The 11,458-nt window shown below is 39.1% G+C and carries 12 protein-coding genes; 1 reads left to right on the forward strand and 11 read right to left on the reverse strand.

Features of this window, described 5'->3' with window-relative positions; all coding sequences use genetic code 11:
• Positions 1-202 precede the first annotated feature (202 nt).
• The 3 genes from murB to tsaE form a co-directional block, all read right to left on the reverse strand.
• Positions 203-1,123, reverse strand: coding sequence for a UDP-N-acetylmuramate dehydrogenase (gene murB, locus ACTQ5J_RS13290; RefSeq protein ID WP_441753694.1), 921 nt, complete (start codon positions 1,121-1,123; stop codon positions 203-205).
• Positions 1,124-1,269: 146 nt separating this feature from the next.
• The gene (locus tag ACTQ5J_RS13295; protein ID WP_441753696.1) at positions 1,270-1,818 is read right to left on the reverse strand and encodes a GNAT family N-acetyltransferase; all 549 of its coding nucleotides are present in this window, start codon (positions 1,816-1,818) and stop codon (positions 1,270-1,272) included.
• Positions 1,805-2,320, reverse strand: coding sequence for a tRNA (adenosine(37)-N6)-threonylcarbamoyltransferase complex ATPase subunit type 1 TsaE (gene tsaE, locus ACTQ5J_RS13300; protein ID WP_441753698.1), 516 nt, complete (start codon positions 2,318-2,320; stop codon positions 1,805-1,807). The genes ACTQ5J_RS13295 and tsaE overlap by 14 nt, the downstream gene beginning before the upstream one ends.
• A 159-nt stretch (positions 2,321-2,479) precedes the next feature.
• On the opposite strand from tsaE, the gene ACTQ5J_RS13305 reads away from it, so the two are divergent.
• Positions 2,480-3,109, forward strand: a complete 630-nt coding sequence (locus ACTQ5J_RS13305; RefSeq protein ID WP_441753700.1) for a DUF4430 domain-containing protein — start codon at positions 2,480-2,482, stop codon at positions 3,107-3,109.
• Between the two features lie 436 nt (positions 3,110-3,545).
• Here the strand turns inward: ACTQ5J_RS13305 and pta are convergent, their stop codons facing one another.
• The 8 genes from pta to nrdI form a co-directional block, all read right to left on the reverse strand.
• Positions 3,546-4,529 carry a phosphate acetyltransferase gene (gene pta / locus ACTQ5J_RS13310; RefSeq protein WP_441753702.1) on the reverse strand — a complete coding sequence of 328 codons (984 nt, stop codon included), beginning with the start codon at positions 4,527-4,529 and terminating at the stop codon, positions 3,546-3,548.
• Positions 4,530-4,630: 101 nt separating this feature from the next.
• The gene (locus ACTQ5J_RS13315) at positions 4,631-5,587 is read right to left on the reverse strand and encodes a DUF4349 domain-containing protein (protein ID WP_441753704.1); all 957 of its coding nucleotides are present in this window, start codon (positions 5,585-5,587) and stop codon (positions 4,631-4,633) included.
• 138 nt (positions 5,588-5,725) lie between these two features.
• The gene (locus ACTQ5J_RS13320) at positions 5,726-5,872 is read right to left on the reverse strand and encodes a hypothetical protein (RefSeq protein ID WP_153831162.1); all 147 of its coding nucleotides are present in this window, start codon (positions 5,870-5,872) and stop codon (positions 5,726-5,728) included.
• Between the two features lie 105 nt (positions 5,873-5,977).
• The gene (locus ACTQ5J_RS13325) at positions 5,978-6,667 is read right to left on the reverse strand and encodes a permease prefix domain 1-containing protein (protein ID WP_441753706.1); all 690 of its coding nucleotides are present in this window, start codon (positions 6,665-6,667) and stop codon (positions 5,978-5,980) included.
• Positions 6,668-6,684: 17 nt separating this feature from the next.
• Positions 6,685-7,002, reverse strand: a complete 318-nt coding sequence (locus ACTQ5J_RS13330; RefSeq protein WP_441753708.1) for a PadR family transcriptional regulator — start codon at positions 7,000-7,002, stop codon at positions 6,685-6,687.
• Between the two features lie 432 nt (positions 7,003-7,434).
• Positions 7,435-8,415 (reverse strand): class 1b ribonucleoside-diphosphate reductase subunit beta, encoded by a 981-nt coding sequence (gene nrdF / locus ACTQ5J_RS13335; protein ID WP_441753710.1) that lies wholly within the window; start codon positions 8,413-8,415, stop codon positions 7,435-7,437.
• Between the two features lie 16 nt (positions 8,416-8,431).
• Positions 8,432-10,609 (reverse strand): class 1b ribonucleoside-diphosphate reductase subunit alpha, encoded by a 2,178-nt coding sequence (gene nrdE / locus ACTQ5J_RS13340; protein WP_441753712.1) that lies wholly within the window; start codon positions 10,607-10,609, stop codon positions 8,432-8,434.
• Positions 10,602-10,967 carry a class Ib ribonucleoside-diphosphate reductase assembly flavoprotein NrdI gene (gene nrdI, locus ACTQ5J_RS13345; RefSeq protein WP_441753713.1) on the reverse strand — a complete coding sequence of 122 codons (366 nt, stop codon included), beginning with the start codon at positions 10,965-10,967 and terminating at the stop codon, positions 10,602-10,604. Before nrdI ends, nrdE begins: the two co-directional genes overlap by 8 nt.
• Positions 10,968-11,458: the final 491 nt, after the last annotated feature.

Consider the following 11,458-nt stretch of genomic DNA (forward strand, 5'->3'; position numbering starts at 1 on the left):
GAGTGGGCACGTTAAAGTTTTAATTGTCCCACTCAACTTTCGAGTGGGATAATTAGAGCGAAAAGCACGAATTATTCGTCAAAAGGTGGACATTGTATCGTCCCTATTTTAGAGAGCGATAGTAAATTAAGCTTAAATATAACATTTCTTACACATAAAAAAAAGGCAGACCAACGTCCACCTTTTCTTGTCATCATATTATTTAATTTTCCGTTATTTCTGGATTTTCACCGATAATTCTTACTTCTGGTTCTAATTCAACTTTATTAAGTTCCCAGATTCTTTGTTGAATAAATTCAATCATATCTGTATAGTCAGTTGCTGTCGCATGGTCAACGTTGACGATGAAGCCCGCATGTTTGCGAGAAATTTCTGCGCCTCCGATACGGTAACCTTGTAAACCAGCATCTTGAATTAACTTACCTGTGTAATAACCAACTGGGCGTTTAAAGACACTCCCACATGATGGGTATTCTAAAGGTTGTTTTTCTTCGCGTAATTCTGTTAAATGCATCATTTCTTCTTTAATGGCAATTGGTTCGCCGTCAGTTAATTGGAAAGTAACAGTTAGCACAATGTCTGCGCTTGATTGGAAAATACTGTGACGGTAACTGAATTCACATTCTTCATTGGTTAAAGTTTTAAATTCGCCGTCTCGTGTAATCACATCAACTGATGTAATCACTTCTTTTACTTCACCACCGTAAGCACCCGCATTCATATAAACAGCGCCACCGATACTACCTGGAATACCGCATGCAAATTCTAGGCCAGTTAATTTTTCAGTTAAGGCGCGGTAGCTCACGTCGATTAAACGAGCGCCACTATCTGCAATAATTTTTCCGTCTTCCGTTGCAGCTACTGAGTCTAAGTCAGTTAGAATCATGACAATACCGCGGATACCACCGTCACGCACAATTAAATTACTTGCATTACCAAGAATAGTTAAAGGCACCTCTTGATTACGTGCCCAGTCAACGATTGTCTTTACTTCTTCAACCGTTTTAGGAAAGGCTGTGACATCGGCCTTACCGCCTGTTTTTGTATAAGTATAATTTGCTAAGGCATCATTGTATTGGATTTTTATTGTTGGATATAAAACTGATAGTTGTTGATAATTCATGAGTCAATCCCTCTCGCACATTGTTAAGTCTTTTACTATTCTAGTGAAAGATGTCAATAAAGTAAAGCATCCACAAGTTAAGAAAAGGTAACAATCTGAATAATTGCCTTTTAATAACTTAGGATGCTTTTAACTATATGCCCTTATTATAATAGCAATTCCATTACATATGAATCATAGTAATTGCAATTGTATTTTAATCGTTGTTTAAGTGTGCCAACTATTTCGAAACCGAAGCGTTCATATAACTTAACCGCTCGTCGATTATCTTTAACAACTTCTAAAGTAATGACTTTTAAGCCAACCTGTCTACCGAAATCCAATAAGTCTTCCATCAAAAGGCCACCAATTCCGTAGCCCCAATATTCTTGGATCAGACTTAATCCAATCTCAGCTACATGGGCTTGCTTTTGACTACCAAAAGTAGCTAAATTTCCCATGCCAATAATTTGATCGTCCACTTCGACGACCAACATCAGATTCGTTTCTGAGGTTGCAAAGGTATGAATTAAGTCCATTTCCTGCGCAACGGTTAAACCAACGCCTTCTGATCCGAATGTTAAGTAGTTCGTTTCTTTACCAACTTGTTGTGTTAAGCCAATCAAGGCGCGAGCATCATTTGGTTCTGCTTGCCGAATAATCGTATCTATTTCGTGCATATCATCTTCGTGTCGAAAGTCCCTATACGAATGCATTTTCCGATTCATTCCTTTCCCAATTTTTCATCCACTCTGCCACTAACTGTTCATATTTCTTGGCTTCTTTTTCTCCGTGTACGGTGATTTCAATTTGTCGCGCGGTCAACTCATTCTGCGGTACAAATCCTATTTTGATAAAAGTTTCTGGTAAATAGTCTGCAATATATTCTGACCATTCGATGAAAACAACGGTATCTGGTCTTAAATAACTATGTAAATCAATTGAATCTGCGCCTCCGGTTTCTAAACGGTAAGCATCTATATGTATCAATTCTAAGGGCTTATCCCCTTCGATTGAGTATTCCTTCACAATGGTATAAGTTGGGCTTTTTATTGCACGTCTAATACCCAACGCTTTTCCCAAACCTTGGGTAAATGTAGTCTTCCCACTACCTAGAGGTCCATCCAATAATACAACCGTGCCTGGTTGCAATACTTTTGCTAGTTCTGCTGCCAAATATTGGGTTTCCTGTGAAGAATTAACCGATAAAAGCTTCACGGTTTTTTCCTCCTTCATGTCAATTTCATTTGTATGGGTAATTCACACATCATACTATATAATCATTATATTAAAATTGTGTCAAGACTGCTAATCATTTGACTTTTAGCCGATTTATTGCTAACTTTATAACATAGAATCGATTGGAGGTCGACATGCATGAAGAAATTTTTAAAATTAATTACACTTCCATTATTAGCAACTATTCTAGTTGCTTGTGGGAATGAAGCAGAAGAGCCAAATACAGAAAGTTCTGCGGTAGAAGAGACTTCGTCTGTTGAAGAAACTACGGAATCAGTTTCTGAATCTACAGAAAGCGAAACGAGTGAAAGTGAATCTGTCGAAGAATCAGAATCTGTCGAAGAATCTGAGGACGCTGACGAAACAGCTATTACTTTGTCGCTTGTAGTTTCTGGTACTGAAGAGACTTTAGGTGAATTTTCAGTTCCGTTTGAAGATGGTATGAATGTACTTGGCGCAATGGAAGCTGCTGAAGGTTTAGAGTTCACATTTAATGAAGAAGACGGCGTAATTGATGTTATCGATGGCATTACTAACGATTACGAAACCGGCGAAACTTGGGTATACTTATTAAATGACCAAATGGCTGAAATGGGAGTAGTTTCTCAAACTTTAGTTGAAGGTGACGATATTAAATGGTATTTCGGAACAATCGATCAAATTCCAATTACAATTATTCCGGCCGACGATGAAGTTGTCGAAGAAGATGTAACTGTTGAAGACGAAGCAGCTGAAGAACAAGTTGAAGTCATCGAAGATACAGAATAATCCTTATCATTGCTCGCTTTTGACCTTCTCCGGAAGGTCTTTTTTTTATTGGAATGGACTTGTGCTTGCTGGTTGTTCAGGGGGTCCCTACAGTTCAGTAGGATTTCTTTTTTATTTTGGTCTTTTGCTTGTAAATGTCCTTATTTAACCCATGGGTAAACTTGATGGACTTGATGGGGTTAGTGAAATGAATATAACCAGTACTTCCTTGTGATTTAATTGCCTCGAGTGTTAATAATAATCTGGTTTAACCTGCCGGATCGACTCGTGAGTCAACACGTTGACTATATTAAATTGTTAAAATTAACATTTGGAACCTATACTCAGACAAGCTTACAGCAATATATATCCCCTTTTCTTTATTTGATGCCAAATTACAAAAACAGCCAGCACTCATAAATGAGGCTGGCTGTTTTTAATAGGAATATAAAACTGATTAAGCTTGGATTGCTTGGTTCGCTGTAATGATTGTAACGTTATAAACGTCTTCTTCCACACAACCACGAGACAAGTCAGAAACTGGTTTGTTTAAACCTTGTAAGATTGGTCCAACTGCTTGGTAGTTACCTAAGCGTTGTGCAATCTTGTAACCAAGGTTACCTGATTGGATTTCTGGGAATACATAAACTGTTGCGCGTCCTGCTACTGTTGAGTTTGGCACTTTTTGTCTTGCTACAACTTCTGAGTATGCAGCGTCAAATTGTAATTCACCGTCAATTTCGTATTCTGGAGCTAATTCTTTCGCAATGCGCGTTGCTTCAACTACACGGTCAACATCTTCTGAACTTCCTGAACCATGAGAAGAGAAACTTAATAAAGCAACACGTGGTTCAATATCAAATAACTCAGCTGTCTTAGCACTTTCTACTGCGATTTCAGCTAATGCTTGAGCATCAGGTTTGATGTTAATCGCACAGTCAGAGAATACTAATTTTTGGCCATCTCTTTGAGGTGGAACCATGATGAATGCACCACTTGTACGTGATACACCTGGTTTAGTTTTAATAATTTGTAAAGCTGGTCTTACTGTATCACCCGTTGCGTAAACAGCACCACACACCATACCATCTGCAATATCCATGTGAACTAACATTGTACCAAAGTAAGCTTTGTCTTTCAACATTTGGCGTGCTTGCTCTTCAGTTGCTTTACCTTTACGACGTTCAACGAATGAAGCTACCATGTCGTCAAATTGATCATATTCTTCTGGATTATAAATCGTTAATTGATCAATTAGCCAGTTGTTAGCATCCGCTAATTCTTTAATTTCAGTTGGATTACCTATTAGAATTGGCTCCACTAAATCATCAGTCTTAAGACGAATTGCCGCACCTAGAACTCGACGGTCATTTGCTTCAGGAAAAGCAATTTTTAAGCCTTTGCCTTCAATCTTTTGCGACAAACTTGTAAACATATCCATTGTGTGTATTCCTCCATAAACTTATTAACTTCACTTCTATCTTACACCTTTTTCAAAAATCTTTAAAGCCCAATACTACTATTCATTTGTAATGAAAGATATTAGTTCAGTTTATCGTTAGTGTGAACCTCTTCGTCTATTGCTTTTTTCTTGTTTTTTCGCTTGAATGGATTACGTAAACCGACCGCTTTAAAAACAGGTTTGATAATATAACGGTAAATCAAGTAAAGAATCACGATAAACAATAAGTAAGGCAGTATGAAAATTAGCGATAAAATCCCTTGCTGTAAAACATCAATCGCACGGTAGCCTGTTTGAGCAAATGCTCTGACAAGGTCATCCCAGAATGAACGCTGGCTGCCTCCTTCTTCTAATTCCAACACTTCTCTTAAGGTCACAGTGATGGTCGAACGGCTGACTTGATCGTTTAGATGTTGTTGTTCAGCTAATAATTGATCGCGTTCTAAAATTGCCGCATCTAGACTGTTTTGAATTTCAATAATATCTGAGATATTCTGAGCTTCATCTAATAATTCATTTAACCGCTCTACTCGAGCATTGATGGATTCTAAACGAATATCTAAATCACGAATTGACATCGTGACATCTTGTGAGCCACGTGATGTGCTTAATAACTCTCCGATTTCACCATTCGTTAATGTTTCTAAAAACGGTTCGAAATCATCTTGCGGAATTCTTAAGGTCAAGGATAAGGTATATAAACGCTCATCACTTTGAGAACTTGTTCGGTTATCATAGTAGGTTTGCGTATATTCGTCTTGGAACTGTACTTGCGCTGTTCCAGATTCGATTGCCTCCAACAAAGCCGCTTTCGTTTCTTCATAAGTAATTGTCTGTAACTCGACACTTGCTGTATAAATCAACGCTTGAGTATCGGTTGTTTCTTGACCAGTCTGCGTTTGTTCCGTAGACGAATCCATCGCCATTTGCTCAGCTTCACGTACATAAGGTTGTGTCTCTTGATAACTCGTTGAGTCAGTGCCACACCCCACTAATGCAACAGTAGCTAACATCAGCATCATTAGTTTCTTATACATCTCTTTCACTCTCCTTCTTAGTCCATAGTCATACTTTTATTATACACAGACCGCTTTTTAAACACGATTAAAAGCCCTTATCTGTACAAAATACAGCCCCAAAGCATTCTAGCTCCAGCGCTGTATCATTTTCTAGTTTTATTGTGTGTCGCGTACTAAATATTGGTCAATGACAGCCGCTACAGGGATAATTACCCAAGCAGTTCCCCACCAATTAAATAGAACACCAAGCACCATGTAAATGACTGAAGCAACTGATGTTAGACGGAAATTTTTCATATTCATGAATCTTCCTTCTTTCTTTTTCTCCCTAATGAGTCACAAGTGTGTTTATGTCTCAGTCCTAACTTCATTATACAAAAAATCAATACTTAATTGAATTGATAGCCCTTAGTCGAAAGCTAAAAGCGCTGTTACGATTGGGAAGATAACCCATGCGGTCCCCCACATATTGAAAAATGTGCCGGCTACTAAATAAATTGCGACTGCGACGAGCCAAATGTTGCTTCTAATTTTTGCCCAAAGATTATCATTTCTATTGTGACGAGGGGCTTTGTCTTTTAATATTTTTTCGGCTTCCCCAGGGTCTAAAAATTGAAGTAGTTCCCGTGACCTGAAATATTTCATGTAATATTCGTGTTGATTGATCAGTGATAGGAAGAAAAAGAGTGCGATGGCGCCGCTGACTAAAAAACCGATTCCCGCTACGATTCCTCCGCCCCATTGACGTAACACAATGGTAATGACTAATGGCAAGATTAATAATGCTATCGTTGCCGCGAACTTCATCGAATAATCTTTCATAAACAGTTGATATTCTTCGATTATTTCTTCGTCTTTGGCGCTTAATTTATCCTCAGTCGTTCGCTCTTTCAATACTAATTCGTCCGCCAGTTCATCAATCGTTCCAAATTCGCTCATGACTTTTCCGACTGCCGCATCATGGGACAAGCCTTCCAATGTCAAGTCACGATATTTTTCTTCCATGGTCATTAATAGCGATTCTTTGAGTCTAAGAGCTTGTTCGGTTTCCTGGTAAGCTGCAAATATATTATTTAAATAAGTATTGAAAACTTCCATTTTCTTGCCTCCTGTTTTTAGATGAATTGTGTCATCAAGCTTTTTATTAGTGACCATTCTTCCTTGCGACGTTTGAACTCTTGGCGTCCGGCGGAAGTGATGGTGTAGTTTACCCGTTTTCTACCGTGGGTTTCTTGAGTATCATATGAAGAAATCCATCCATTTTTTTCAAGCCGAGCAAAGGCAGAATAGAGTGTGGTTTCTTTCAATTGATACATCTGTGCCGCTCGTAATTTAATTTCTTTCCCAATCTCGTAAGCATAACTATCGCCTTCCGCTAATAAACTTAATATCAGCAAATCATGAAAGCCACGCATGACATCACTTGATATCAACCCGCCACCTCTTTTCATCCAATTGTCTTTTACTCCATCTGTTGTAGTAATTGTAACACGTTTACTACGACAGATAAAGTAATTACTCCAAAGTTCAGACTAAGGTCTGATAGCTAGGCTGACGACTTGGTCCGCTTGCTGTTGTGAGGATTGTCCTGGTCGCACTGTGAGCCTTGTTCTAACGCCAGCCTATGTAAGTGTCTTGATGATTATATAAAAGCGAACAGATATCTTTAATCCTTTTGAGCTAAGAGTGAAGGTCACCTTTTGCTTTTAGGATTTTAGTGAAGAAAATTGGTGAGTCTCGTGGAATTGAAACAACGAACGTAAGGTTATGCATTGGTGACCGCGAGTCTTCCTTCGCCAGCTGACTGGCGGTCATATTTTGGCAAGAAAAAAAGCCCAGTGCTGGTTGAGCACTGAGCAATTTTATTATAGCCACCTAGTATAGTCGTCGTCTGACATGGCTTCGACCGCACCCAGTAAATAACCATTCCCCACTTGCGAGAAGAAGTCGTGGTTGCTGGTGCCGGTTGAAATTCCGTTCATCACGATTGGATCGACATCGTCAGCAGTATCAGGAAACAGTGGATCAAAGCCAAGGTTCTGCAAGGCCTTGTTCGCATTGTAGCGGATAAAGACTTTGACTTTTTCCGTCCAGCCAACGCCGTCATATAACATCTGAGTAAATTTGCTTTCATTCTGGTATAAGTCGAACAAGACTTCATACACCCAGTTTTTCAATTCTGCTTGCTCGTCTTCCGGCAGCTTGTCAAAGCCGATTTGGAATTTGTAGCCGATGTAAGTCCCATGGACCGACTCGTCACGAATGATTAACTTGATAATTTCAGCCACGTTAGGCAATTTATTATTACCTAAAAAGTACAAAGGCGCGAAGAAGCCTGAGTAGAATAGGAAGGATTCCAATAAAACGCTAGCTGCTTTGGCCTGCAAATCGCTTCCGTTTTGGTAAATGTCATTGATTTTTAAAGCCTTGTATTGAATCACTTCGTTAGTATTCGTCCAGTTAAAAATTTGTTCAATTTCGGCTTTAGTATTCAAGGTACTGAAGATCGATGAGTAACTTTTCGCGTGCACCGATTCCATAAATTGAATATTATTTAAAACCGCTTCTTCATGTTGTGTCCGCGTCGACAAGCGCAAGCGCTCAATCGCATCTTCGGATTGTAGCGTGTCTAGCAGCGTTAAACCGCCAAATACTTTCGCTAACATGTCTTTTTCAGCAGCCGTCAGTGTACGCCAGTCATCCAAGTCATTCGACAGAGGAATGCGCGTATCCAGCCAGAACTGCTCGGTCAACTTTTCCCAAGTCAACTTATCAATCATGTCCTCAATTTCGTTCCAGTTGATGGCATTATAGCCAGCCTTCGCTAAGGTCTTTTCTAAGCTCATTTTGACACCTCTTCTTTTAAATTGAACAACTTTCGCAAGCGTTACTGCCCACTTCATCGCCATCATCTGTGAAGGTACGGACATAATAAATTGATTTAATGCCCTTCTTCCAAGCGTAATGACGCAGAATATTCAGATCACGCGTCGTCATTTTATTCGTACGACCATCCTTCCATTCATACATGCCTTCTGGAATTTCCGAGCGCATGAATAATGTCAGCGACATTCCTTGATCGATATGCTTTTGTGCCGCCGCATAAACATCGATTACTTTTCGCATATCAATATCGTAAGCCGATTGATAATATTGAATCGTCTCATTCGACAATTGAGGCGCCGGATAGTAAGTTTTCCCAGTTTTCTTCTCTTGACGCTCCTCAATCAAACGCGTTATCGGATGTAGACTCGCACTCGTTTCATTGACGTAACTAATCGAACCTGTCGGCGCAATCGCCAATCGATTTTGATGATACAAGCCATTGGCTTGTACTTTTTCTTTCAAGTCGGCCCAATCTTCGGCCGTCGGCATCGCCACTTTCGCCATCACTTCAGCCACTTTCGGTGAAGTAATCACAAAGGGATTTTCAACATACTTGTCAAAATATGCCCCTGAAGCATAAGCTGAATTCTCAAAGTTGTTAAAACTCTGTCCTCTTTCTTGCGCTATTTTGTTACTAGCGAGTAGAGAGTAATAATTTAAGGCATAAAAGTAGGCTTCTGTTAGTTCAATCGATTCTGGTGAACCATAGTGCATTTGGTTGATCGCAAACAAGGTATGTAAGCCCATGCCACCTAAACCAATAGTATGGGCTTGGTCGTTACCATTCTTGACGGTCGGAACCGCATCAATACTTGAATGATCTGTCACGTAAGTCAAGCCGCGCACCGCTGTTTCAACAGAAGCCGCAAAATCTGGTGATTGAACCATATTAGGTATATTCGTTGAACCAAGGTTACAGCTAATATCGGTTCCTAAAACTTCATATTCTTGGGCATTATTCAGCAGTGAAGGCTCTTGGACTTGTAGAATTTCCGAACATAAGTTACTCATCGTAATTGTGCCGTCAATCGGATTTTCACGATTGGCCGTATCGATATTGATGATATAAGGATATCCCGACTCCTGTTGTAGCTTACTAATTTCATTTTCTAATTCGCGTGCAGATATCTTCGACTTGCGAATTTCAGGATTATTGACTAATTGATCGTATTCCTTGGTAATATCAACATAAGAAAATGGCTTGCCGTAAATACGCTCGACATCATAAGGACTGAATAAATACATCATCTCGTCTTTAGCAGCTAATTCATAAAACTTATCTGGCACCGTCAATCCTAGTGATAAAGTTTTCACACGTATTTTCTCATCCGCATTTTCTTTTTTAGTTGATAGGAAAGACACCACATCTGGGTGGAAAACGTTCAAGTAAACAGCGCCAGCACCGTTTCTTTGCCCCAGTTGATTAGAGTAGCTAAAACTATCTTCTAATAACTTCATAATCGGCACTACACCGCTTGATGCATTTTCAATCTTCTTGATTGGGTCACCAGCTGCACGAATATTCGATAAATTCACACCGACCCCGCCACCGATTCTTGACAGTTGTAGGGCGGAGTTAATCCCACGACCAATACTGTTCATATCATCAGTTAACTGAATTAAGAAGCAAGACACCAATTCACCACGTCGCTTACGGCCAGCATTTAAGAAAGTTGGTGTAGCTGGTTGATATCTTTGAGCAATCATCTCATCACGTAGACGGGTGGCTAATTGTGTATCGCCATCGGCTAAAAAGAGTGCCGTAAAGGCTATACGATCTTCATATCTTTCCAAGTAGCGTTTGCCGTCATTCGTTTTCAAGGCATATTGTGTATAAAATTTGAAAGCCGACATAAAGGATGTAAAACGAAAGCGCATGTCATAAGTGCTTGAAATCAAGTCTTTGATAAAGGTACGATTATATTTTTCAATAAAGTCGGATTCTAAGTAGTCTTGATCAATTAAGTAGCGAATCTTCTCGTCTAATGTGTAAAAGAATACCGTATTCGGATTGACGTGTTCTAAGAAGAAGGCACGCACTGCCTCGCGATCTTTATGTAAAGGAATCTGGTTATCAACCGGTCGGTTCAATTCATTGTTTAATTTAAAATAAGTAACTTCAGTTGCTTTAGTAGCAAGTACTGGTTTATCCAAGTTGTTCCACCTCTTTTTTTAATTGTTCAATATCATTTGGAGTTCCTTGAAACTCAAACAAATGGAGTAAAGGCACCTTGTAATCACGGCTGTAATCTTTAGCCGTAAAACAATACAATTTTCCAAAATTCAAATTACCACTGCCTGCAAAACCCTTCAGATAATTTCGATTAGCTCCTGTCTCCAGAAAATCTCCGATTATATCTGTCGCTTCGGTTTCATAGGTCGGCGCTACGAAAATGAAAGGCTCGTCAACTTCAGTAAAGGCATTGTCGAGCGTAATTTCCAGGCTTGGCCAGCCTAGTTTTTTAACAAACTTTCTCGTTTGACCCGTCAAAGACATAAACACAACTAACATTTTCACTTCGCCCCTTTAGAAATAACTCACTTAATAATGATAACAGATTCCTTTGACTAAGCAAGTAAATAAACGCACCATATAGTGCTAATACCACAATTGAAACCCAACATATTGTGGTCTCATCACTGTTCCGACTGCTTTTAAACATAAAATTCATTTTAACAACACATCATTTAGTGTTGGGTTTTAAAAAACAATTAGAAAAAACACTAGCCAATCCTTGTGACTATATGTCAATCATTAATGTACAGAATTAGGCTAGTTGATAGAGAATCTATTCAAGATTAAGTTATTAGTTTCTTTGATAGTATGACACTAACCATGGGACACAATTGATCGAATGAATCATATGACTCATGTGACTCATGTGTTCAGTTTAATTAGCCCATTCAAGATTTGAGTGGGACAATTAAAACTTTAACGTGACCACTCTAACTCCGAGTGGAACAATTAGAATTAAGTTTAGTAAAATCAGCCGAAAATGATCC

Source organism: Fundicoccus sp. Sow4_F4, assembly GCF_052116145.1.
In the GTDB taxonomy this organism is placed as follows: domain Bacteria; phylum Bacillota; class Bacilli; order Lactobacillales; family Aerococcaceae; genus Fundicoccus.